This is a genomic window from Lactiplantibacillus sp. B652, assembly GCF_023806745.1.
Classification (GTDB): domain Bacteria; phylum Bacillota; class Bacilli; order Lactobacillales; family Lactobacillaceae; genus Lactiplantibacillus; species Lactiplantibacillus pentosus.
In genome coordinates this window covers 49,815-73,760 of sequence record NZ_JAMSKY010000001.1, presented here as the reverse complement: position 1 = coordinate 73,760, position 23,946 = coordinate 49,815, and the positions used below count along the sequence as shown (strand labels likewise).

Annotated in this window: 19 protein-coding genes; 14 read left to right on the top strand and 5 right to left on the bottom strand. The window is 45.0% G+C overall.

Annotation, left to right across the window (positions count from 1 at the left end; translation table 11 throughout):
• Positions 1-119: 119 nt before the first annotated feature.
• The 3 genes from yidA to MZO40_RS00265 all read right to left on the bottom strand — a co-directional run bounded on the left by yidA (position 120) and on the right by MZO40_RS00265 (position 3,340).
• Positions 120-932, bottom strand: coding sequence for a sugar-phosphatase (gene yidA, locus MZO40_RS00275; protein WP_050337736.1), 813 nt, complete (start codon positions 930-932; stop codon positions 120-122).
• 18 nt (positions 933-950) lie between these two features.
• On the bottom strand, positions 951-2,303 hold the full coding sequence (locus tag MZO40_RS00270; protein WP_050337735.1) for an HD domain-containing protein: 1,353 nt from the start codon (positions 2,301-2,303) through the stop codon (positions 951-953).
• 125 nt (positions 2,304-2,428) lie between these two features.
• The gene (locus tag MZO40_RS00265) at positions 2,429-3,340 is read right to left on the bottom strand and encodes a lipoate--protein ligase family protein (RefSeq protein ID WP_105961207.1); all 912 of its coding nucleotides are present in this window, start codon (positions 3,338-3,340) and stop codon (positions 2,429-2,431) included.
• Between the two features lie 277 nt (positions 3,341-3,617).
• Between MZO40_RS00265 and MZO40_RS00260 the strand changes: the two genes are divergently transcribed.
• The 3 genes from MZO40_RS00260 (at position 3,618) to MZO40_RS00250 (ending at position 6,499) form a co-directional block, all read left to right on the top strand.
• A complete protein-coding gene (locus MZO40_RS00260) occupies positions 3,618-4,058 on the top strand; it encodes a DUF1934 domain-containing protein (RefSeq protein ID WP_105961208.1) in 441 nt (146 codons plus the stop codon).
• A gap of 44 nt (positions 4,059-4,102) precedes the next feature.
• Positions 4,103-4,711 carry a DNA-directed RNA polymerase subunit delta gene (gene rpoE, locus MZO40_RS00255; protein ID WP_003637659.1) on the top strand — a complete coding sequence of 203 codons (609 nt, stop codon included), beginning with the start codon at positions 4,103-4,105 and terminating at the stop codon, positions 4,709-4,711.
• Between the two features lie 174 nt (positions 4,712-4,885).
• Complete coding sequence (locus tag MZO40_RS00250; RefSeq protein WP_003637661.1) at positions 4,886-6,499, top strand: CTP synthase; 1,614 nt, start codon at positions 4,886-4,888, stop codon at positions 6,497-6,499.
• A gap of 105 nt (positions 6,500-6,604) precedes the next feature.
• On the opposite strand, the gene MZO40_RS00245 is transcribed toward MZO40_RS00250, so the two are convergent.
• The gene (locus MZO40_RS00245) at positions 6,605-7,474 is read right to left on the bottom strand and encodes a helix-turn-helix domain-containing protein (RefSeq protein ID WP_101874087.1); all 870 of its coding nucleotides are present in this window, start codon (positions 7,472-7,474) and stop codon (positions 6,605-6,607) included.
• A 150-nt stretch (positions 7,475-7,624) separates the two neighbouring features.
• Between MZO40_RS00245 and MZO40_RS00240 the strand changes: the two genes are divergently transcribed.
• The 11 genes from MZO40_RS00240 to MZO40_RS00190 all read left to right on the top strand — a co-directional run bounded on the left by MZO40_RS00240 (position 7,625) and on the right by MZO40_RS00190 (position 21,132).
• On the top strand, positions 7,625-8,215 hold the full coding sequence (locus MZO40_RS00240) for an NAD(P)H-dependent oxidoreductase (protein WP_309487044.1): 591 nt from the start codon (positions 7,625-7,627) through the stop codon (positions 8,213-8,215).
• A 7-nt stretch (positions 8,216-8,222) separates the two neighbouring features.
• Positions 8,223-9,434: an MFS transporter gene (locus MZO40_RS00235; RefSeq protein WP_122217709.1), complete on the top strand. Its 1,212-nt coding sequence runs from the start codon at positions 8,223-8,225 to the stop codon at positions 9,432-9,434.
• A gap of 781 nt (positions 9,435-10,215) precedes the next feature.
• Complete coding sequence (gene serS / locus MZO40_RS00230) at positions 10,216-11,487, top strand: serine--tRNA ligase (protein WP_003637662.1); 1,272 nt, start codon at positions 10,216-10,218, stop codon at positions 11,485-11,487.
• Between the two features lie 352 nt (positions 11,488-11,839).
• Entirely contained in the window at positions 11,840-13,120 is a 1,281-nt protein-coding gene (locus MZO40_RS00225) for an aromatic amino acid transport family protein (RefSeq protein ID WP_252133032.1), read from the top strand.
• A 369-nt stretch (positions 13,121-13,489) separates the two neighbouring features.
• Complete coding sequence (gene sdaAB / locus MZO40_RS00220) at positions 13,490-14,143, top strand: L-serine ammonia-lyase, iron-sulfur-dependent subunit beta (RefSeq protein WP_050337727.1); 654 nt, start codon at positions 13,490-13,492, stop codon at positions 14,141-14,143.
• Positions 14,144-14,161: 18 nt separating this feature from the next.
• Positions 14,162-15,061: an L-serine ammonia-lyase, iron-sulfur-dependent, subunit alpha gene (sdaAA, locus tag MZO40_RS00215; RefSeq protein WP_003637666.1), complete on the top strand. Its 900-nt coding sequence runs from the start codon at positions 14,162-14,164 to the stop codon at positions 15,059-15,061.
• A 150-nt stretch (positions 15,062-15,211) separates the two neighbouring features.
• The gene (locus MZO40_RS00210; RefSeq protein WP_088770086.1) at positions 15,212-15,934 is read left to right on the top strand and encodes a transcriptional regulator; all 723 of its coding nucleotides are present in this window, start codon (positions 15,212-15,214) and stop codon (positions 15,932-15,934) included.
• 478 nt (positions 15,935-16,412) lie between these two features.
• Positions 16,413-16,607, top strand: coding sequence for a hypothetical protein (locus tag MZO40_RS00205; protein ID WP_050337725.1), 195 nt, complete (start codon positions 16,413-16,415; stop codon positions 16,605-16,607).
• Positions 16,608-18,166: 1,559 nt separating this feature from the next.
• Positions 18,167-19,447 (top strand): UDP-N-acetylglucosamine 1-carboxyvinyltransferase, encoded by a 1,281-nt coding sequence (locus MZO40_RS00200; RefSeq protein WP_050337724.1) that lies wholly within the window; start codon positions 18,167-18,169, stop codon positions 19,445-19,447.
• Positions 19,448-19,476: 29 nt separating this feature from the next.
• Positions 19,477-20,769 carry a transcription termination factor Rho gene (gene rho, locus MZO40_RS00195; RefSeq protein ID WP_050337723.1) on the top strand — a complete coding sequence of 431 codons (1,293 nt, stop codon included), beginning with the start codon at positions 19,477-19,479 and terminating at the stop codon, positions 20,767-20,769.
• A 117-nt stretch (positions 20,770-20,886) separates the two neighbouring features.
• Complete coding sequence (locus tag MZO40_RS00190; RefSeq protein WP_003637671.1) at positions 20,887-21,132, top strand: type B 50S ribosomal protein L31; 246 nt, start codon at positions 20,887-20,889, stop codon at positions 21,130-21,132.
• Positions 21,133-22,429: 1,297 nt separating this feature from the next.
• Here the strand turns inward: MZO40_RS00190 and MZO40_RS00185 are convergent.
• Entirely contained in the window at positions 22,430-23,566 is a 1,137-nt protein-coding gene (locus MZO40_RS00185; protein WP_050337720.1) for a hypothetical protein, read from the bottom strand.
• Positions 23,567-23,946 lie beyond the last annotated feature (380 nt).

Below are 23,946 nucleotides of genomic sequence, written 5' to 3'. Positions count from 1 at the left end.
CATCACATCTGAGTATTGGACGTTAAACGCCTGCTAGACGCGTTCAAACGGGTGCTGTCAATTGGGTGGCGTGTTTCAGGCAGCTCGCCGAACATGCCGCTTGGCACCGATTACCCAGTTTATTCAGCCAACGCCCAAGTCCGAATCGCGTGTGCAACGCCGTCTTCCACGTTGGTCTTGGTTTCGTAGCGAGCGATTTGTTTGGCTTCATCAATGGCATTGCCCATCGCGACGCTGTGTGTGGCGTATTCGAGCATGCTCAGATCATTCCCCTGGTCCCCGATTGCCATGACTTCATCCGCGGTCAGGTGAAGGTGGTCTGCAAGCGTGCGTAGGGCGTTTCCTTTGCTAGCTTCCGGATTCATGAATTCCAAGAAATAGGCTTCTGAGCGCACGATGGTAAATCGTTCTGAGAAGTCCGCTGGTAGTGCCTTGATGGCCGCATCCAGTAACGGCTGATGGTCAATGAACATGCACTTGACGATTGGTAAGTCTGGCCGCATTTCTTCAGGTGTCCGGTAGCGAATCGGCATATTGACGAGTGAGCTTTCGCCGACCGTGTACGGGCTGATATTCCGGTTCGCCGTATAAATGTGGTCTTCACTTTCGACATGGCAATGCACATTGAGCTTGCGACTTAACGTCTCGATGTCAATGTAGTCATTGTGTGAAAGCGTCAGGCCAGTGATGATTTTACCAGGGATGGTTTGGACCATCGACCCGTTGAAAGTGATGACATAGTTGTGTTCACCAGCGATACCCAGTTGTTGTAGAAATGGGGTGACGCCGCTCAATGGTCGGCCGGTACAAATAACGACTTTGATGCCCTGAGCATTGGCGTCACGGACGGCTTGAATCGTCGCGGGATTGAGTTCGCTGTGTTCGTTGAGCAAGGTGCCGTCCATATCGATGGCAATAAGTTTAACTGACATGTACTGATTCCTCCAAAATTAGTGTGGAACGACCAGGCGATCGTTCAAAATGTATTGCTGAAATTCTTGATAAATGGGTTTAAATAAATCGCTGTCGGCGTTTTCGCTGAGCATTTCTTTCGGGAAGAAGAAACGTTGGTCCCCCGAAACCTTGCCAGTGATTGCCCGGACCAGATCGCTGACGGTCGACAGTTCTAAGAGCGAGCCGTCCTTTTGCATCAGTTCAATTTGCGTCCGGGGTTTCTTCATCTTCGGATCGTAGGCGTCGTACGGCAAATCATAGCTGTCGTTGGTGTCCGTGTAGTAGTGGGCGTCAAATCCGGCTTGTTCGATCAAACGCTGTAAGTCCGGAATCAGCGGCTGCGTCGTGGTATCGACCCGTGCTGATTTTAGTGGCCGCCGATCTAGGAACCGGGTGGCGAGGTCGGCCAAGATTTGGTCGTGACTATCGCGCCAGTGACTGAAATAAGTGTTGAGGACACCGTCGTCTAAACGTAAGTAATCATGTAGTGTAAAGTGATTGTTGAAGAACGGCAGTAACATGACCGGCGTCGCTTCAGCATCCGCCGCGTGACTTTGGTACAAGTCGTTGGCCCGCTCTAACAGCCGGTCTAAGATGACTTCCATTGACCGTGAGACCGGATGGAAATAGACTTGCATGTACATTTGAAAGCGGCTGACGATGTAGTCTTCGACGGCGTGCATGCCTTCCATGGCGAACGTGATTCCGCCTGCGTAGGGCTTCATGACCCGCAGAATCCGTGTTAGGTCGAAATTACCATAGTTGGTCCCGGTAAAGTAGGAATCCCGCAGCAGGTAATCCATGCGGTCAGCGTCGATTTGACTTGAGATCATCTGAACGACCTGTGGATTCGGGTACGTTTTTTGGATAACGGCAGCGACTTGCGCAGGAAAATCTGGTGAGACTTGCCGCAAGACCTGATTGACTTCTGTTTCTGGCGAGGTGAGGATTTGTACCGTCAAAGCTTCATGGTCCGTGTGGAAAATGTGCTCGAAGGTGTGTGAATAGGGGCCGTGACCGATGTCATGTAACAAGGCCGCACACAGGGCAACGAGTCGTTCGTGGTCATCCCAGCCGCCATCGCCAGGAGTGTGGGTCGGATAGTTGCGTTCAAAATTATCGCAGATTCGACGCGTGATTTCGTAAACGCCGAGGCAATGACCAAAGCGGGAGTGTTCGGCGCCGTGGAAAGTTAGCGAAGTCGTTCCCAGTTGCTTGATGCGGCGCAGACGTTGGAACTCCGAAGTGTTGATCAAATCCAGAATAACTTGATGTTGGATATAAATATAATCATGGACGGGGTCCCGGAAAACTTTCTCCATGGGTAATAATTGTTGACGATAGGCCAAATTAATTCCTTCTTTCAGTCTTTCAATCTTGCAGACTTGCGGTTGTTCGGACTTTCATTTTTCAGACTTTTATTTTTTCAAAGGTTCATTTTTCCAGTCGTTCATTTTTTCAAGGCTTCAAGGTTTCAATGATGCAAGCGTTGTTGGCGGCGTTGCATTTGGCGATAGGCCTGACTTAAATGGGCTTGAAATTCCGGCTCCTCGGTCACGAGCGGGAGACTAGTTGAATCGACCGTGCCGTCCTGGGCGAGTACATGAACGAATTGGGCCTGAGCTTGTTTGACCGTGTACGTGGGATCGAGTTGTTCCGCGACCGTCGTCATGACATTCGGGTCGACGGTTGGAAAACGGGAATCTGACTTGCCGGCCAGACTAAGCTGATAAAATTGCTGAATCAGTTGGCTGCGCGCGGTCTGATTGCCGTTGATGCTGACGTATAGCATGATGACTAGCGCGTCGGCTGTTCGGCGTTGTGACATGCCAGCGATTTTACGGCCAGCAATGCTCAAGTCGTAATCGCCAGGACAATAGGATTGGGTGATTTCGCCGGTATCGATCTTGAGTGTCGGCCAGACTGCCCGCACATAATCGACCATTAGTTGATAAGCTTCGGTAATCGAATAGCGGTCGCGTTCGGCGGGAAGCAACAGTGACACGTTCAGGACGCCGGGGTCGGCCACGACGGCTAAGCCCCCAGAGTTGCGTAGCATCACCTGATACCCAGCCTGGCGCAAGTAGGCGAGCCCAGCCGGTAATTGTGGCAAACGTTGGTCTAGTAAGCCGAGAATCACGGTTGGCTGCAGTTGCCAGAAGTGGACGATTGGCTGCTGTCGATTGGCGGTCAGCCAAAGTAAGGCGTTCGTATACGCAAAACTATCGAGCATCGCTGCCGGTTCATAGTTTTGACTCAAAGTTGCAATGGTTGGTTCTGTCACAAAGGTCACCCCGTTAGTCGCTATTACCAAGCAATGGGCGGCTGAACCGCCATCATTGCCCGTATCACTATTAATTATACTAGAAATGCAAAGCGGTTGCATTGGGTCGGTCCAATTGTTTTAGCTGATGACGGCTGGCGGGACCCCAGTACCCGGAGTTTGAGAGGCGTAACCCACGGGATGGCAGTCCGTTGAGGTGGTCATTGGGTGGATAAGGCGCTGAACCGTGGGCAGGATTTCTTAGGTTAATTCTTAGTTATTTCGGTGCGAATGGCTTATAATTGAACAGGAAGTTTTAGGATATAAAGGGACGATAACACGGTGATCCGCGACGGGCGCTTCAGCGTGTCATTTCAATTAAATAACGGGAGGTCCAAGCATGGATGATTTAACAACTGGCGTTCCAGTCGCCATTCATTTGGAGACGCGGGCACGCCAAGATGGTGAGACGGCCAACTATGCGTTAGACGTTGATGGTCAACTGGTTCAAATGGGTGGCGCGTTTTATTTGCGCTACAAGGAAGTCAATGATGACGAGCCTGATCCGATTCCAGTGACCATCAAATTAGCGACGAATGGTGACGTGGTCTTAACTCGCAGTTCCGAGAATCGCTTGCGGTTACATTTTTCGAATGGCAAACGGGTGCGGGCCCACTACCAGACACCGATGGGCATGCTACCAGTTGAGACCGTGACGCCGATGCTACGGGTTCGGCTACGTGAGCGGCCGTTTTCTGGTGAAGTGAATGTGGATTACGATTTATACGCCGGGGAACAACTACTTGGTAACTACAAGTTGCGATTGCAATTCACGGCTTAATTTGGTATGATGTACTATAAACTGTGGAAAGGACGTGCACCAGTTTGGAACTAAAACAATTTGATGGACAAAAAAAGTCCGAATTATCTTTAATCGAGGTTGCTCACGCAATCTTATCACAACATGGTGATGTGATGGCTTTTGCCGATTTGACCAACGCTGTGCAATCATATTTAGGTAAAAGCGACGAAGAAATTCGGGAGCGTTTATCACAATTTTATACCGATCTTAATATCGATGGTAGTTTCATTTCGCTCGGTGACAATATGTGGGGCCTGCGTGCATGGTACCCATTTGAATCCATTGACGAAGCTGTTATCCATACGGATGATGACGAAGATGAAGATCGGCCAAAGCGCAAGAAGCGTAAGAAGGTCAACGCCTTCTTGGCTGACGCCGGGGATGATGACGACGTGATCGATTATGATGACGACGATCCCGAAGATGACGACAATTATGATGACGATGATGATCAGGACGACGATGACGATGATTCAGCAAGCAGCAAGTATGATGAACTTGCTGGGGTTGATGACACGGATGACGACGTTGCTGATGAGACATTGCCAGATGGCATCGAAGGTCAATTATCAGAGTTAAATGACGATGATGATGACGACTACGATGACGAGGATGAAGACGAATCCAAATAAGCTTTTCAGGATTTTTCCTTGACGAAAGGTGAATCTCCTTGTATTATCTTATTTGGGCTCTCTGGTAGAAATACCTGAGACAAACGATCGGATTAAGCTCCCTATTTCTGTTTGAAATAGGGAGCTTTCTTTATTTATACCACCCCACGAAATAAATCTTTAAGGAGTTATCACATGACCAAATATATTTTTGTAACTGGTGGCGTTGTGTCATCCATTGGTAAAGGTATCGTCGCTGCTTCGTTAGGGCGTTTATTAAAGAACCGGGGCTTGAAGGTCACGATTCAAAAGTTTGATCCCTATATCAACGTTGATCCTGGTACGATGAGTCCTTATCAACACGGTGAAGTCTTCGTGACCGATGATGGGACCGAAACTGACTTAGACCTTGGACATTACGAACGATTTATTGATATTAATCTTAATAAATACTCAAATGTCACGACCGGTAAGATTTATTCTGAAGTTCTTCAAAAGGAACGGCGGGGCGACTATTTAGGGGCAACGGTACAAGTCATTCCACATATTACGAATGCTATTAAGGAAAAAATCATGCGGGCTGGTACGACGACGGATTCCGATATCGTGATTACTGAAATCGGTGGGACGGTCGGTGATATCGAATCCTTGCCATTTATCGAAGCATTACGGCAGATGAAGAGCGACCTGGGCTCTGACAACGTCTTCTACATTCACACGACGCTGATTCCATATTTACGAGCAGCTGGTGAAATGAAGACGAAGCCAACGCAACATTCTGTTAAAGAATTGCGGAGCTACGGAATTCAACCAAACATGCTGGTCGTGCGGACGGAACAACCAATCACCCGCGAAATGCGGAACAAGATTGCGTCTTTCTGTGACGTTGAACCGGAAGCAGTCATCGAATCCTTAGACGTGAAGACGATTTATTCGATTCCTTTGAATGTGCAGAAACAAAACATGGATCAAATCGTCTTAGATCACTTTGGCGTACAAGCACCAAAGGCCGACATGAGCGACTGGGTCGAATTAGAACACCACGTTCAAAACTTATCACGGACGATCAAAATCGCATTGGTCGGGAAGTATGTGGCCTTACAAGATGCTTACATCTCAGTGACTGAAGCTTTGAAGCATGCGGGATATACGGATGACGCTGACATTGATTTGAAGAAGATTTCAGCTGAAGACGTCACACCTGACAACGTCGAAGAATTATTAGGCGATGCGGATGGAATTTTAGTTCCTGGTGGTTTCGGCGATCGTGGGATTGAAGGTAAGATTACGGCCATCAAGTACGCCCGTGAAAACGACGTACCATTCTTAGGTATCTGCCTGGGAATGCAAATGGCCAGTGTTGAATTTGCCCGCAACGTCCTTGGCTTGAAAGACGCGAACTCCGCTGAAATCGATCCAAACACGCCAGATAACATTATTGATTTAATGGCAGACCAAGAAGACGTTGAAGACATGGGTGGGACCCAACGTTTGGGCGCTTATCCTTGCAAGTTGAAGCCTGGTACCGTCGCAGCCAAGGCTTACCATAACGAAGAAGTCGTCATGGAACGGCATCGTCACCGTTATGAATTCAACAACAAGTATCGTGAAGCGATGGCTGCTAAGGGCATGGTCTTCTCTGGGACTTCGCCTGACAACCGTCTCGTAGAAGTGATTGAATTACCAGACAAGCGCTTCTTCGTTGCCTCACAATACCATCCTGAATTCTTATCACGTCCTAACCGTCCAGAAGGGTTATTCAAGGCATTCATCGATGCCGCTAACCAAACTGGTAAGGCTAAGGCATAAATTCGAAATATAAGTGTTGTCAAAAACGCGTACTAGCTGGAATGGCTGGTACGCGTTTTTGCGTGGTGATGGGGTTGATTGGAGCGACGATGTTCCGTTTAATCACTAAGCGATGGATTGCTTACCCGAAGACAGTAATCTATCCCGTAAATTTTCAAGCATTTCAGCGTGCTCAGAAAAACCGAGTTCTTTAAAATGACTGATCGTACTATCAACGTTCGCATTAGCGCCCTTAATTTGTTTGAGGAGTGCTAGGTAATAAGCACACATCATTCTGTCATAAGCTTTACGAGGTGTTTTCTCGGATATTTGATAAAGCTGTTGAATATAGAAACGTGCATTTTGGTAATTTTTTCTTTCGAGTGCCAGTACGATGCAATTATTTAGAAAAATGGAAATGTCATTTTGATAAGTATCAATTTTGCTGAGAATCTTAGTTCTTTTCAATAGGATTGTAAAAGTGGCTCGAATATACTCACTGGTGAAAATGTATAGACAGTTAGCAAAGATAGACATCTCAAAATGTCCCCATTGCGTAACCCGTTCCAAATATTTTTTGATAATCTCTGTATCTTCCCTGACGTCAAAGACAGTTTTATCCTTCTTTTTATTCAAGAAGAGTTTTAGCTCAATAGACAAACAGCAGTAATAAAAATCCTTAGAATCTTTATATTTAGACTGATAATCTAAAATCCGTTGTTCTATTTCAATATCACGTTTTTTCACAATATTATCGTAAAAGTATTTGGTTGCTAGTTCCTTTTCGGTGTTAGAACTGTCGTTGAAATAAAATAGATATTCCTGAATGGATACATTTAAACGATCCAAATAGCTAAAAAGGGTATTTATATTAACATCAGTTTTATTGTTTTCTAATGTGGAAAGGGTAGTGCGACTAGAAATTCCTTCTGCTAATTGTGCCTGAGTTAGGCCGCGTTCTTTTCGTAATCTTCTGATTAGTTGCCCATGTGTCAAGCTAAATCCCCCCTTTTGACGAATTGTTGTACACAATCATACAACATCGAAAAACGATTGTAAAATGAGCTTATCGCATTAAATGACGGTGAGTAATTTATTAATTATTTTGCATACTCGTCATTATTTTGAAAGTCATTTACGGAGGGGATTAGTATCGATACGAAAAAGATTCTGTTAATTAGTGCCTCAACTCATGTGCCCTCAAATTCAACAATTTTAGCTAAATTAGTATTAAAGGGGCTAGCGTATCAGGAAGTAAACCTAAATGATGTGAAAATATTTGATGTTCAAGATTTTCGCTTTGCGCCAAACTGGCCACGACAGAATGATGATTATTACGGCATAATCGAACAATTGAAAAAGGCAAAAATTATTGTTTTCGCAACTCCGATATATTGGTACGGAATTCCTGCCATCCTCAAAAGCTTCATCGACAGATGGTCAGAAAGTCTAAAAGTTGACACTAATTTTCGTGAAGCGATGCAAGGTAAGAAAATTGTTTTGATTATTGTCGGCGGTGATGATCCGGTGGTAAAAGGCCAAGTTATTATTGATCAGTTTAAGTATATCTGCGAATTTTTAGGCATGAAATTAATTGTAAGTGTTGTTGGAGAAGCTAATCGACCAGATACAATCTCTAATGATCCTAATGCGTTATACGAGGCAAAAAGAGCAAACATCATATTAAAAAATTTGCCTGACGTAAAAACGCCAGTATCAAAGTTCTTGAAAGGATGACGTTACAATGAATATAACAAATCTTTTAGGTAGAAGAGAATTTCGTAACTTCTTTCTGGCCGATATAATTTCTGGATTTGGTGTCGGGCTGACGACTGTCGGGGCAAATTGGTACATGCTACAAGCGACGCATTCAAACAAATTAGTTGGCCTGTACCTAACCGTGAATGTGTTGGCTGGCTTTTTGATGTCACCATTAGCTGGTAGCCTGACGGATAAGTTTTCACGTAAACAAGTGATACTTTGGACCTTTTTAGGTAGAGCGGTACCTATGAGTTTGATTGCATTAGTAATTGGATACGCTGGTTTTAATCTATGGGCAATGTACGGGCTTGCGATTTTAACAGGAGCCGGATGGATTACCTATATGGCTGCCTCCAGAAGCTATGTACAAGCTGTACTACCAGAAGAACTGTTAGGAACAGCCAACTCATTCATTGAAGTGTCATTGCAAGTTGGCATGTTTGCCGCTGGTGCTATCTCGGGAATTATTTTGAATTACACTGGATTTATGATCATTCTAGTTATCAATATTATTATGTTTGTGGCAGCAGTTTTATTAGTAGCAGCCATTAAGGCAGACTCACCTGTTAATAAAGGGGTAAATGAAGAATCAGCCGGATTTTCCAATGGTCTAGCGTATATTTGGAAGCACAAGTCAATCTTAAGTATGGGAATTATTTCAATTTTACCTTTAATAGTCACGCAGCTTTTTAACGTTTCGTCACCAGATTATGTGTCAACAGTTTTAAGAGCCAATAGTGTGGTATATGGATTTGCAGATATGGGATATGGAGTCGGAGGATTGGCTGCTGGATTAATCACCGGATACTTGATTAATCACTTTAAAGATAAGAATATCATTGTTTTTTTCTTTACTTTAGCTACTATAGGACTTTTGACATTATATTGGACACATGTTATTCCCTTGACCTATGTTTGTACGTTCAGCCTTGGCTTGAGTAACTCAGCACTTCGGGTGGTTATTAATACAGTGCTAATGCATCGAGTGGACAAGAAATTTATGGGTAGAGCAACATCTATTTGGAATGGCACCGCTCAATTAATTGAAGTATTTGCATCGACCTTAATGGGAGTCGCTAATGATAAATTTGGGGCTAACATTGGTTTTCTGTGGATGGCCGTGATTATGCTAATTGGCGCTGTGTGGAGCTTTATCATGTTAAATACAACAAAGTTGAGGAGTAAGCAAGTATGAAGAAAGACAATTTTCCAAAGGTACATACAGTTGGCCTTCATTTGTGACCTGTATTTTTGGACAAAGATTGTCTTTTATCTAGTAACCAATATATGACCGTAACTATGGCGAACATTCCCAACAACAAACAAGTATTAAATACCGTTGCATACCAGTATGTTCCTGTATAGCCAAATTGTATTATGGTTGAGGTTGCGCTTTTATTTTGAGCCTTAACATATTCGGTGCAGATAACATTGCACGCATTGCTTATGGAGACTTTCCAATTCTTTGCAACTAGCGCTTCATGAAGATACGATGTACTTAGTTGATTATGGGTACGTATTTTTTTAATTGTGATTAGGTGGCTGTCACAGTTAATGAATAGATTTACTCCTTTGTTGCCTTAGTGCTGTTCATTCTAATTCGTTAGCACCCGATTCAAGCCCCAGTGAAATAATTAAAACCACAATAAATGATTATCTCAATAATAGAAAAACAAAATGATGATAAAAAACTATTGACAATGATTCAAGTGAGGGTTAAATTATAGGTGTAAAATGAAAGCGCAAACATAATGGGCTAGTAGTTCGTTTGGTTATTCAGAGAGCCAATGGGTGCTGAAAGTTGGTTAACCGGACGGGTGAATCCGCCATTTAGCGTTTGACCTCGTTTTTAAGAGGTCGCGGTGAGACGATATACTCGTAGAGCAGTAAGTTGGGTGGTACCACGTTGGTAATAACGTCCCATAGTCTTTTTGATGGAGACTATGGGGCGTTTTAATTTTAAGGAGGTTTTCCGTATGTTAAATCCAAAGTTTGTTCGTAATAACCCAGAACTGGTTAAGGCTAAGCTCCAGACTCGAAAGGTTGATCCAGCTGAGGTCGATGAATATCTACAGCTAGATCAACAAAACCGCGATGCGATTACTAAGGTTGAAGGTTTGAAGAAACAAAAGAATCAATTGACGGAACAAATTGGGCAAAGTGATCCGCAGTCCGAAGCGGGTCAAGCGCTGATTCAACAAGTCAAGCAATTGAATGGGGACATTAAGAGCACTGAAGCAGCCCAAACGGAAGTCAATGATCGCTTGCATTACTTAGCCATCCGCTTCCCAAACTTGCCCGCTGACGATGTGCCAGTTGGTCCGGATGAAGATAGCAATGTTGAAATGCGCAAACACGGTGAGATTCCAACTTTCGATTTTAAACCCAAAGCGCATTGGGAATTAGGCGAAAGTTTAGGAATTCTAGACTTTGACCGGGCTGCGAAAGTTTCGGGTGCACGCTTTGTGTACTATAAAGATGCCGGCGCACTCCTAGAACGGGCCGTTTATAGCTTTATGCTAGATCTGCATACGCAAAAGCAAGGCTATCATGAGATTATCCCGCCATACCTGGTGAACGCACAGACGATGTATGGGACTGGGCAATTTCCTAAGTTCAAGGAAGATGTCTACACGGTGGAATCTTCTGGAATGACACTGATTCCAACCGCTGAAGTCCCGCTCACGAACTACTATGCCAATGAAATCTTATCTGAGGATCAGCTCCCAACCTACTTTACCGCGATGACGCCATGTTATCGGTCTGAAGCCGGGAGCGCAGGTCGGGATACGCGTGGCTTGATTCGTATGCACCAATTTCACAAAGTTGAGATGGTGAAGTACTGTAAGCCTGAAAATTCATACGATGAACTCGAAAAATTAACCGATAATGCCGAAGAAGTCTTACGTGAATTAGGATTGGCCTATCACGTCATCAAGCTTTCAACGGGTGATACTGGTTTTTCATCAGCGAAGACCTACGATGTTGAAGTGTGGATGCCGGAACAGGGTGTTTATCGGGAAATCAGCTCATGTTCTAACTGCTTAGATTTCCAAGCACGGCGCGCGATGATTCGGTACCGGAAAGCTGATGGGACGGTCGATTACGTCCACACGCTGAATGGTTCGGGGCTTGCTGTGGGCCGGACCGTGGCGGCAATTTTGGAAAATTACCAACAAGCGGATGGCACGGTTAAGATCCCTAAGGTGCTCCAACCTTACATGCATGGGATGACAGAGATAAAATAAAATTATTATGAGAATAAATTATTATTCAAATAATTCAGTTGAACGTTAAACTTAATATCACTAGGATTGAGATGGATACAGGCTAGATCTGTTATGCTAATCTCAATCCTTTTTAATTTGATATCAATAATATTTAATCTTGCTAATTAGACTCACATGAACGATAATTGTCACCGTGATAATATTTTCTCATGAAGAAAGGGTTTTCGCAGCTCTAAAGTGATATTTATCACAAAGTGCCGTTTTACGGCGAGTCGCGACGTTAAATCTAAATGGGAGGGTTATTCATGCAGGTTATGTTTGGACATTCTCTGGTGTGACCAGAACAACGTTATGAAAAGGAGACTTAAAAATGACAAATATATTTAAGGGTTGGCGAAAAAATGATATTTTTTGGATGCTGAGTCTGTTCGGTACCGCGATTGGGGCGGGCGTGTTATTCTTACCTATCGGGGTTGGTACAGCAGGTATTCTGGGTGTCATCATGATACTTATTTTGGCTTTGCCGACCACGTTTTTCGCTCACAGAGGTCTGAGTCGGTTCGTTCTGTCAGCGAAAAATGATGGCGATGACATTACTGATGTTGTTGAACAACAGTTTGGCTTTAAGATTGGCTTGCTTTTTACCATTATTTATTTCTTCTCCATTTATCCGATCTTATTAGTTTATTCCGTTTCGATCACGAATACGGTATCGAAATTTATGACCGACCAGATGCACATGCAAACACCACCTCGTTGGTTGTTATCACTAGTACTCGTTGGGATTCTCATCGGAATTGCGCGCTTTGGGACTTCTTTGATTACTAAGGTGATGAGTGGCCTGGCCTTTCCGTTTATTATTGTAATTGTTCTGTTTTCCTTCTATCTGATTCCACATTGGAATGGCGCCATTCTTTCAACATTTTCCAGTTCTGTTTCTGGCGGACATTTGGTTGGGACGTTAGGAAATCTGTGGTTACTGATTCCTGTCATGATCTTTTCATTTAACCATTCCCCAATCATCTCTTCGTTTTCCGTTGCCGAACGTAAAGAATACAGTGGGGACGGTAAGGATAAAGTCGATAAAAAGATTTCCAAAATTCTATTGTCGGCCGAAACCTTGATGGTCGTGGTTGCGATGTTCTTTGTCATTAGTTGTACACTGGCGTTGACGCCAGACCAAATCGTTGAAGCTAAAAATGAAAATGTCTCGATTCTGGACTACGTTGCGACTGCTTTTAATAGTCCAATTATTAAATACGTTTCTCCCGTAATTGCCTTTATTGCGATCGCCAAGTCCTTTTTAGGCCATTATCTCGGAACGAGTGAAGGCTTACGTGGGATTATTCGTAAGATGGAGGAAAAATCCGACAAGACGCTTCCAAGTCGAACCGTTTCAGCAATTGTTGATATCGTTCTGTTACTAAGTGCCTGGCTCGTTGTTTGGATCAACCCATCCATTATGGGAATGATTGAAACCATCATTGGACCAATCATTGCGTTTATCCTGTTCTTGATGCCAATGTATGCGATTCATAAGAGTCCTAAGTTACAGCAATATGCCGGCAAACACAGTAACGTCTTTGTTGTGGTCATTGGCTTGATCGCAGTTAGTGGTATCCTGTTCAATATCATCAAATTGTTCGTTTAGTAATCTGACTAAAATACGGGCTAAATTCAGATTGGTTAATATTATTGAAGCCAGTTTTTGTCACCAATCTCGGTTAGTGCTCGTAACGAGAGGCTCATGACGGTGTTGGGGGTTCGTGAGACACGCGAATCGAATGGCCATATCGACGGCTGGATTAATCATAACGGCGGGATTAACCCAGAAATGAAAGCTTTGATGGCAGCGGCTTGGTGCTTTCTCATCAGGATAATTTTGGTGCTTGCTTGTGCCGTAACTGTAAGCTTCATCAAGTTTCAAAACGGTGCACTGACGATGAGGGCGCAACGAAGCGCTAGTTGCCCGTGCCAAAGCTTAATTTGACGTGATGATTCAACTAGGAGGATGACTAAAATGACGGTGAACTACAAGAGTGTTTTTGATATTATTGGTCCGATTATGATTGGCCCATCCAGTTCGCATACGGCGGGGGCTTGTGCGATCGGTCGAGCAGCAAATAGCATTTTTAAGGAGAAGCCGACAGATATCGTAATTCATTACTATGAATCCTTTGCCCAAACTCACAAGGGCCATGGAACGGATTATGCGATTATTAGCGGAATTCTGGGCTTTGACCCGGATGACAGCCGGGTACCGTATGCCATTGGCTTAGCGCGAGACCAGGGGATGAATATTACGTTTATCGAAGAGCCTGGCGATAGTCCTATCAATCACCCGAACACCGCCATCATTGACTTAAAGAATGATGATAAACAGGTGACGGTCGCCGGATGTTCGATTGGCGGTGGGACGATTGAAATTCGTGAGATTAAAATGGATGGTTTTGATGTCAAACCGAAAGGCCCACTGCCAATTTTATTAGTTCAGGGTGGCGAGAATGACCATCAACATGTCACCAAACAGTTGGCTGACCTGACTAAAGTGAACGACCAACGGCATTATAAGACGGACCGCGGCAATTTATACGAATACGACTTGGATCGCCGCCTCAAGCAGGATGAAATCAAGAAACTAACGCAGGAACACGCGAACTTAGTTTACTTATAATCGGGGAGGTTAATGATCATGTATATGAGCGTAGCGGAACTAGTTACAGCGGCCCAAGAAACGAAGAAGCCAATCTATGAATTAATGATTGAACAAGAGATGGCAACCTCACAGGTGAGTCGCGAAGAAATCTGGCACACGATGGGCCGAAATCTAGATGTCATGGAAGCTGCCGTTAATAAAGGCGCTGCCGGTGATGGCGTCTACTCGACGACTGGTTTAACGGGTGGTGAAGCGGTGCTCTTGAAGAAGTATCGCCAAAAAGGGCACACCTTATCTGGTGATACGATGATGCAAGCTGTTCAAAACGCCATTTCAACCAATGAAGTTAACGCCTCGATGGGTGTGGTTTGTGCGACACCCACGGCTGGGTCGACGGGGACGTTGCCAGGTGTGATCTTTACGTTGAAGGATCGCATGAACTTGAATCGTGATCAGATGATTCAATTCCTGTTTACAGCCGGGGCCTTTGGGATGGTCATTGCGAATAATGCCGGGATTGCTGGTGCGACTGGTGGTTGCCAAGCTGAAGTGGGTAGTGCGTCTGCGATGGGTGCGGCCGCAGCGGTCGAATTGGCTGGTGGTACACCGGAACAAAGTGCAGAGGCTTTGGCGATGGCAATCAGCAACTTGCTAGGCTTAGTCTGTGATCCCGTTGCTGGACTCGTTGAATTGCCTTGCGTTAAACGGAATGCGATTGGGGTCGGGAATGCCCTGATTGCAGCCGATATGGCGCTAGCCGGATGCACGAACAAAATTCCGGCGGATGAAGTCATTGCGGCTATGGATAAAGTCGGTAAGGGCTTGCCAAAAGCACTACGGGAGACTGGTTTGGGTGGCTTAGCGGCGACACCAACTGGTATTCGGATGAAAGAGAAGATTTTTGGCCGCTCGACTAATTCACAAGTTCATGCATAAAAGTTTCGTGGAAAGATGATGGGCTGACGACAAACGCTATCATCTTTTTTATTTCAATATTGATATGGTGACGTGTATTAACGTTTTATCAGTGTGATAAAATAATATTAAGTTATAATGTTGACAAAAAATAGTGAGGTGGGTGCCGTTATGCAAAAACCATTAACAGCTGAGCAAGAATACGTCCGCGAATTTATTCCGTTCGTTGATTTTTTAGCCGATATCTTAGGCCCAAGTAGTGAAGTTGTCTTGAACGATTTGATGGATTTGAATCACTCCGTTGTGGCGATTCGCAATTCTCACATCTCGCATCGACAAGTTGGTGACCCCGCAACGGACCTAGCGCTGCGAACGATGAAAGCCGGCAAAGCTGAAAAACGAGACTATCTGGCTAATTATAAGGGCGTTTCACAAGGTAAGCACTCACTGCGTTCATCGACTTATTTTTTGCGGTTGGATGGTGAAATTGTTGGGATGATTTGCATCAATACGGATGACAGTGTCTTAGACGACTTGCAAGAACAAGTGCTGAAGGTGATGGCAAGCTACAAACACTTGAATACGCCGACGATTCATCAACCTAAGGGCGCCCCAGCGACCGAGACGGCCCACGACACACCGGTAGCGCCAGAGCATCTGACGACTTCTATCACAGATTTGGCCCGCGAAGTGACACAGGCGGTCTGTGCCAAGTATGGCGTTTCCGTAGAATATTTAAAGCAAAACGAAAAGCTAGAAATTGTCCGTAGCTTGTATCACCAAGGTTACTTCCTGTTGAAAGATTCGGTTAGCGAGGCGGCTAAAGTCCTCAAAGTGTCTGATCCGAGTGTGTATCGTTATTTACAGACCGTCAAGGATGAGGATTTACAGTAGAATTGAACGGCATAATTGTAAGCGATTCATTACGGATGGATTAAACTAAGCCTCCTGACGCGATTGGATTTACGGGTTGATGGCAAAGCTTTGAAGGCCAAAATTTTCAAGTAACTAGGTCGGCGTTATTAAGACACGAATCGTCATAATCAGTTAAAATGCATCAGCTAACACGTTATATGTGGTATTGGTTGATGCATTTTAACTGATTTTTTTGAGTGGTGCTAGTTCATTTGGCATGAGCGATGACTAGAGCGTCTCAATTGTTTGGATTACGAGTCATCAGCTTGGTTATCAACTGATTATTATGATAATAAATCTCATGCATTTCTCATTAGTTGAAATCGAGTTGAAAGGCTGATGTATCGGGAACTAAGCCGATTTTTGGTCAGTTATAAAAGATTATCAAATTGTATCAGACGTCCTTAGCCAGCGTATTATGTGGTATTATGATGAATAAATAAATGGAGGTGATTCGATGCTGACACCGAACGAAATTCGACGCCGTTTACGACGTGATTTATTTACAATTGCCGAAGCTTATCAGATTGGTTTTGAGGATCGCTTGTATACGGAGACCGAGTATGAGCACTTAAAGCAGACGTTATTGCAATTGCGGGAACTGAATATGGCGCCGCAACATGTTGAACAGCTGCTCGCGATTAACGGCTAACATTGTGTAACTAATTAAATAAGGAAGTGATTTGACATGAATGCTGATAGTCCATCAGGTTCAATCCAGTCCAGAACGTGCTAATGCCAGTGAAACCCATCACCAGCATTAGCACTTTTTTAGTGTCTGTAACTCAGCATTCGGTAGTCAATGTTGAAGTGTGGGCAATGCCAGTCAACTACTAAATTGCAGCATGATACGCGTTGGGCTAGTTATTCTTAAGCATTAAGGATGATTAAATCATGCCAGTTGGAGGATTCCTGTTCGTCAGCCGATGCGCGCCTTATTCCGACTTCCAGGGCCGGCTGACAACGCTGGAACAGGGCGGACATCGATTTGAACTCACGCAGAAGCCCACTGCGCGATTTCAAATACGAGTCTTCTTCTAGCCCGGGAACCGCACCCGGACAAGAAGAACTTCGCCCTTGAGCATTGTCAGCCGGCCCCTCCAGTCGGGGAGCCGTTCGAATGGCAGATGAACGGCCACCTATCTTAGTGAAATTGACCAATGGATATTTAATTGCAGTGACTTCGAGCAAACTTTGAATCAGCATTACACTGATTTGTCGCGTTTAAATATTGCCCGACCATTTAGATGTTGGTAAAATGCCATGAAATTAATCGATAGTTCTGGCTTTCGCTTAGCATAAAGGCTTTGTCATCTCAAGCGAGTAGACAAAATCTATACAACCTTCAGTAATGCTGAAGGTTTGCAGAATTGAAATACAGCAAGATAACCTGGAAACTTGCCAGTCTTACAGCCGAATGTCAACATGGCGTGTACCAAATATCAACGACTAGTTCATTTAAAGTTGGGTCCGCAAATATCCGCCTTTCGAATAGGATCCCGGTTGGAAGGTATTCGGGGCAAGGCCAAGTGGTGAAAGACCAGCATTTAAGACGTGGGCTTCGGCTTAAATCTGTGTCCACCACGTCACGGCCATTGCCCAGAATGCCTGGAAGCCGGTGTAGGACGACGCCACGACTGCAAGTTTACGCTAAGTCGCACTTTTTCCAGCGGGTCTCAGCTGGCAGCACTTGAACATAGAAATTGTCATGATTTAACCATCTTTAAGGCTAAATCATAACTAGCACAACGCGTAAACAATCACTAAATTGCAGCATGAGGAATGCGAGCCAGCCGTTTGAATGAAACGGAAACATGTCAGTTGGGACTGGAATCAGGCCTGGTACGGTCATCTGGCGAGCTGTAGGATAATTGCATGTTATCGATCACAATACGACATAACGGCTCGTACAAGCGATTCTAAGCAGTAATACATAGACAGTCGCAGGGCACTAACGCTGTACTGGCAGAGTCTATCATAGACTAAACGGTGACCTAATGTTAGCAATCAAGTGCCAATCACAGTCTAAATGTGACTTAATTATGTATCCAAATCATCAATGAAAGCGTTTGAATTAGTTGTTCAGATGATTTTATTGCGTAAAAAGATTACAGTTTCCTGATATTGGTTGTATTTTGGGCGGACATTCTTTATTATGGTTAATGATTGTATGATACAGTGTGACACTTATTTAGCGAGGAAAGTTATGTTATGAAAAAAATGATTATCCATGGCGGAAAACGACTTTCTGGGGAATTAACGATCGGTGGCGCAAAAAATAGTACCGTCGCACTGATTCCTGCTGCGATTCTTGCAGACACTCCGGTCCAATTCGATACGGTTCCGCACATTTTAGACGTTCACAATTTACGACTGATTTTAGAGTCAATGAACGTCCATTCCACTTTTGAAAATGATGTTCTAACAATTGATCCAACAAATATTGAAGAATCTGAATTACCAAGTCATGCCATTAAAAGCTTGCGGGCGTCCTACTACTTTATGGGCGCTTTGCTAGGACGGTTCAACCGCGCAACGGTGACCTTCCCAGGTGGTGACAATATCGGGCCACGGCCAATTGACCAGCATATTAAGGGGTTCAAGGCCCTGGGTGCTAATGTGGTTGAAGAAAATGATTCTGTATTCATCTCGACGGGTACGGAAGGTCTTCACGGCGCGCGCATCTTTTTAGATGTGGTTTCGGTTGGTGCGACCATCAATATTATTTTGGCTGCGGTCAAAGCACATGGGACGACCACAATTGAAAATGCCGCCAAAGAACCTGAGATTATTGATTTAGCAACCTTCTTGAATAATATGGGTGCCAAGATTCGCGGCGCTGGTACGGATGTCATTCGGATTGAAGGCGTTCCAGCGTTACATTCGCGGGCGACCCACACGATTATTCCGGACCGCATCGAGACGGGGACTTATTTATCACTCGCCGCTTCGATTGGGGATGGCATCTTACTGAAGAATGTGATTCCAGAACATATGGAATCATTTACTGCTAAGCTGGTCGAGATGGGCGTTGATCTCCAAATCAATGAAGATAGTATTTACGTGCCACGTGCACAGGATCTAGATCCAATTCGGGTCAAAACGATGACCTATCCAGGCTTCGCAACTGACCTGCAGCAACCCATTACGCCGCTATTATTACGGGCGAACGGGAGTAGTGTGGTCATCGATACGATTTACCCACAACGGACTCAACACGTCGCCCAATTACGCAAAATGGGTGCGGATATTCGTGTTCAGGATAACCTGATCGTTGTCGGACATTCCGCACATTTACAGGGTGCACACGTTGAGGCTGGCGAGATTCGGTCTGGCGCAGCACTAATGATTGCTGGTTTGGCCGCAAGTGGCGTTACCGAAATCAGCCGTGCAGACAACATTCTGCGGGGGTATGACCGCGTCATTGATAAGTTGCATACCTTGGGTGCGGATGTTGAAATCGCTGCCGATGAAGAGGTTCCTGAAAAATAACGATAGTCAGTTAAGAAAGAACAGTGGTTATGGAAAAAATTTTAACAATGCACGATCTCGAGCAAATGACGTTAAAAGAAATTTATAATTATGCCCGTGAATACAAAATTTCTTATTATTCGCAGATGAATAAGAAGGAACTCTCACTAGCCGTTCTCCGTGAACAGGACAAAAAGCGCGGATTTGTGCAGATGGAAGGCGTCTTGGAAATTATCAGCCAAGAGGGCTATGGCTTTTTGCGGCCAATTAACTATGGGCCATCGCAGGAAGATATCTATATTTCCCAATCACAAATCCATCGTTTTGGCTTGCGTAATGGGGACTATGTGGCTGGTCAAGCTCGTCCACCACGCCCTAATGAACGTTATTATGGGTTGATGCGAGTGGGAAGTGTGAATGGTAAGGATCCAAATGAGGCCAAGCAACGGCCTCATTTTCCGGCTTTAACGCCCCTTTATCCAGAGACGCAAATCAAATTATCGACAACGGCGTCCGTACTGGCGACTCGGTTGATCGATACCTTTGTGCCAATTGGTTTTGGTCAACGGGGCTTGATCGTTGCACCGCCTAAAGCGGGGAAGACGACGTTACTGAAGAATATCGCCAATGGTATCGTGGCCAATTACCCCGACGCCAAGTTGATCATGTTGCTAATCGATGAACGGCCCGAAGAAGTGACCGATTTGGAACGGTCGATTAAAGGCGAGGTCGTCAGTTCGACGTTTGACCAACAGCCTCAAAACCACGTCCGAGTCGCAGAACTTGTCCTAGAACGGGCACGCCGACTAGTTGAGGATAAGCAGGATGTGATTATCCTACTTGATTCGATTACGCGGCTGACGCGGGCTTATAACTTGGTCATTCCATCGAGCGGGCGGACCTTATCGGGTGGGGTCGATCCCACGGCGTTCTATAAACCGAAACGTTTCTTTGGCTCTGCACGGAACATCGAAGAAGGCGGTAGTCTCACGATTTTAGGGACGGCCTTGGTCGATACCGGTAGCCGGATGGACGATATGATTTATGAAGAATTCAAAGGGACCGGGAACTCAGAATTACAATTATCCCGTGAACTCGCTGAACGGCGGGTCTTCCCAGCGCTAGATTTGAAACAATCTAGCACCCGGAAGGAAGAATTGCTCGTGAGTCGGAAGAATTTGGAACCAGTCTGGCAGATTCGGCGTTCAATGACCGGCAATGCGCTTGAATACACCGAACAACTCTTACAATTCTTGAAGAATACGAAGACGAATGCTGAATTTTTACGCGATTTATCGGGTTTGAAATTCACAGGGCAGTCAACCCGGCGGCCACGGCGCTAGTCCAGTCCTTTTAGTGGTTGACGGGGCCTAGTCATTCGTGATAACATGTTTATCGTTGGTTAAAACTATGATAATCTCTGTTTCAGCAAATGATTCAGGGCAAAGGAGCGAAATATAATGCAAAAAGGAATTCATCCAGATTACCACTTAGTTGTGTTCCAAGACTCAACTACTGGTTTTAAGTTCATCTCTGGTTCAACAGCTACTTCAGCAGAAACTGTTGAATGGGAAGATGGTAACACTTACCCATTGATCCGTGTTGAAATTACATCAGATTCACATCCATTCTACACTGGTAAGCAAAAGTTTACCAAGGCCGATGGTGCGGTCGATCGTTTCAACAAGAAATACGGTCTCAAATAAGCAAACAATTAATTGGCGTTCTGACTTCGGTTGGGGCGTCTTTTTTTGTTGCCTGAAATGGTTGGGGCTGGATAATATGACGATAAAGTGTCACAGAAAGTTAGCTGTTAGGTCGTGGCCCAATAATTGGTGTAGATACTCAGAGATATGGGAGAGCTGTTATGAACGCATTGTGCTGGTTATTCTTCAGCATTATAGATGATTAAATCGTGCTAGTTGGTGGATTCCTGTTCGTCAGCCGATGCGCGTCTTAGTCCGACTTCCGGGGCCGGCTGACAACGCTGGAACAGGGCGGACATCGATTTGAACTCACGCAGAAAATCACTGCGCAATTTCAAATACGAGTCTTCTTCTAGCCCGGGAAATTCACCCGGACAAGAAGAATTTCGCCCTTGAGCATTGTCAGCCAGCCCCTACAGTCGGGAAACCGCTCGAATGGCAGATGAACGACCACCTATCTTGGTGCAATTGACCACTGAATATTTAAGTGTCTGGTCCTTCAGACAAAGGCTTAATTTGTATCGTTGATGCCTGACGACGTTTTAGTACTGAGAAGATTACTGAATATGATTCACTAATTTCAATGACACTAAATTCAACGGACACTAGTCTTGAATTTAGACGATAAAATTACTTGCGTTGATAATTTGACATTCCACTATCTTAAATGGCTAGGGAAAGTTCTAACACATTCAGTGCAGCTACTAGTCAGAAGCTTTGAAGCATGAGAAAAAAGTTTGGCTATTGTTAGAACCAGTCTGACAGTTGAATATCAAAATGTCCGTGTATCAAGCAACCAACGACTAATCCAACAAAAAGTTGGGTCCACCCATGTCTGCCTTTCGAATGCATCCCGGCTGGAAGGTATTCGGGGCAAGGCCCAGTGGTGAAATTCCACTTAGCAAGCGTTTTGTGCTTGGTTAGTGGAAGACCAGTATTTAAGACGTGGGTGGTCGACTTAAATCTGTGTCCACCACGTCACGGCCATTGCCCAGAATGCCTGGAAGCCAGTGTAGGACGCGCCTACCACAGAAAGTTTACAGTAACTCGCCTTGTTTTCCAGCGATTCTAAGCTGGCTGTTTTTGAACTTGGAATAGCATGATTCATGACAAATTAACTATCACAATGAGCATTATGAAGATCAAAGTAAGATTGGTGGGTGATTCCGCAGTCCTAACCATTCCTAAAGTATTCAATATTGAAAAGGATGCAGAATTTGAAGCTGAATAACTCCAAATAACCCGCCCAAGTTCTCACAAACTTGGGCGGGTTATTTCAGCTTAATCGAACGTCAATTCAGTACCGCATGATGGCGAGAGCGGCAGTTTCGACGGGCATCCGGTCAGCTGGGATGATGCGAATCTGGCCATTCATTGCCATCACCACATCGACGAGGTCATCGATTAGATTATCCGGTGCGGCGACGGGGTCGGGCTGTTCGACGGTGGTTGTTGGCAGGCCACCAGCGACATTCGCGTCAGCTGCAACGATCAAGGTGTCGATGCGACCGCTGAGTGCGGGTTTGATCATGTCGAAGGGATCGTCAATGGCGAGTTGCCGTGATTGGGCCTGGTCGTAGCGCTCCATCATGATGTCGGCGAGCTGCGTATGCCACTTAGTCTGAACTGGTTCAGTGGCCGTTTGCATGGCACCTAACGTTAAGTTGCTTGGCGATTTATCAATCATCAAGTGTTGCGACAAGTACGGGTTCTTGTTGATTGCCCGAAAGACAGCTTGATTATGCGGCAAGCCCATCAAAATCAATGGTCGTTGTGTCCGTTGTGAGTAGGCTTGGACGTAGGTTGCAACTTGTTGGTAATAGTTGCGCTGGTCAATATCGCGCTCTTCGGCTTTGGCGTTGTGGCCGTGATAGTTCGCGCCGTGGACCGGACTCGCGTTGAAATTCAGGTCACCGCCGCGCTTTTCAGTACCCAGTGCTTCTGTCAAAGTTCGAGGGGCATCTGCGGGCAGCTCGATTTCAATGAAGCGACCGTCACGTTGTGCATAGAGTGCCATGCTATCTTCGTTAAGCGCTAACAAATCAAAATCGAATTGATGTTGACGGTCGGCGAGCACCGGACGAATCGCAGGCATACTATTGACGATAACTTGATTTTCGGTTGGGTATTGCAGGTCAAAGACGTGTAAATCGCGGCCGTTGGTAATAATCCCCGTTTGAGGCCCCGTATGTTGAAGCCAAAAGGCGTTATCATCGATCAGTTGGGTCAACTGTTGCTGATAAGGCGCAAAGTCTGTCTTGGGAAAGTGGTGGGCCATCTGGGTTTCAGCGTCGTTAATTAATTGTTTGAATTGTAAGCGGCGGCGGTTCAGGTCGTTCATGACAACGGCCGTATTGCCATAGATTGCAATGAAGGGGCCGTCGTCGCGCTGTTGCATCAGTTGTGTGAGATCGTTTTTAACCATCGTTTCCATAGGTCCAACCTGCTTTCTGTATTTGATAAGCCTAGCATACCAAGGATTGGATTATTAACGCAAATATTATGATTATAATAAGTTGAAACGCGAAATAAGGCGGCTCAGGTTGCATTGTCAGCTAACGGTTGGTCAACCAGTGTTCAACTACTTGCGATGAAGGTAGTTAGTGCACTGATGTCATTGCCGTTTAGCTGATTTCAGATTGATGGGTGGATTGTGTGCACAAGCGCGTACGGATAGGTGAATCGCACTGATTTAAGTGCAGTTTTGACCACGCGACCTAGTCTGATAACCCTGACGGAGGTGCAATTCCGTTTAAGTTGACGTAACTTAACGAATTCGGGGCTTTATTCTGTGCGGCAATTAAGGTATATTTA

What these genes read in the sequence shown, in the direction of transcription:
- sdaAB (WP_050337727.1), top strand. Translation starts at nt 13,490, where the DNA reads ATGACGGTGAACTACAAGAGTGTTTTTGATATTATTGGTCCGATTATG.
- MZO40_RS00200 (WP_050337724.1), top strand. Translation starts at nt 18,167, where the DNA reads ATGAAAAAAATGATTATCCATGGCGGAAAACGACTTTCTGGGGAATTA.
- MZO40_RS00265 (WP_105961207.1), bottom strand. Translation starts at nt 3,340, where the DNA reads ATGCAACCGCTTTGCATTTCTAGTATAATTAATAGTGATACGGGCAAT.
- MZO40_RS00210 (WP_088770086.1), top strand. Translation starts at nt 15,212, where the DNA reads ATGCAAAAACCATTAACAGCTGAGCAAGAATACGTCCGCGAATTTATT.
- MZO40_RS00250 (WP_003637661.1), top strand. Translation starts at nt 4,886, where the DNA reads ATGACCAAATATATTTTTGTAACTGGTGGCGTTGTGTCATCCATTGGT.
- yidA (WP_050337736.1), bottom strand. Translation starts at nt 932, where the DNA reads ATGTCAGTTAAACTTATTGCCATCGATATGGACGGCACCTTGCTCAAC.
- rho (WP_050337723.1), top strand. Translation starts at nt 19,477, where the DNA reads ATGGAAAAAATTTTAACAATGCACGATCTCGAGCAAATGACGTTAAAA.
- MZO40_RS00190 (WP_003637671.1), top strand. Translation starts at nt 20,887, where the DNA reads ATGCAAAAAGGAATTCATCCAGATTACCACTTAGTTGTGTTCCAAGAC.
- MZO40_RS00185 (WP_050337720.1), bottom strand. Translation starts at nt 23,566, where the DNA reads ATGGAAACGATGGTTAAAAACGATCTCACACAACTGATGCAACAGCGC.
- serS (WP_003637662.1), top strand. Translation starts at nt 10,216, where the DNA reads ATGTTAAATCCAAAGTTTGTTCGTAATAACCCAGAACTGGTTAAGGCT.
- MZO40_RS00205 (WP_050337725.1), top strand. Translation starts at nt 16,413, where the DNA reads ATGCTGACACCGAACGAAATTCGACGCCGTTTACGACGTGATTTATTT.
- MZO40_RS00260 (WP_105961208.1), top strand. Translation starts at nt 3,618, where the DNA reads ATGGATGATTTAACAACTGGCGTTCCAGTCGCCATTCATTTGGAGACG.
- MZO40_RS00225 (WP_252133032.1), top strand. Translation starts at nt 11,840, where the DNA reads ATGACAAATATATTTAAGGGTTGGCGAAAAAATGATATTTTTTGGATG.
- sdaAA (WP_003637666.1), top strand. Translation starts at nt 14,162, where the DNA reads ATGTATATGAGCGTAGCGGAACTAGTTACAGCGGCCCAAGAAACGAAG.
- MZO40_RS00235 (WP_122217709.1), top strand. Translation starts at nt 8,223, where the DNA reads ATGAATATAACAAATCTTTTAGGTAGAAGAGAATTTCGTAACTTCTTT.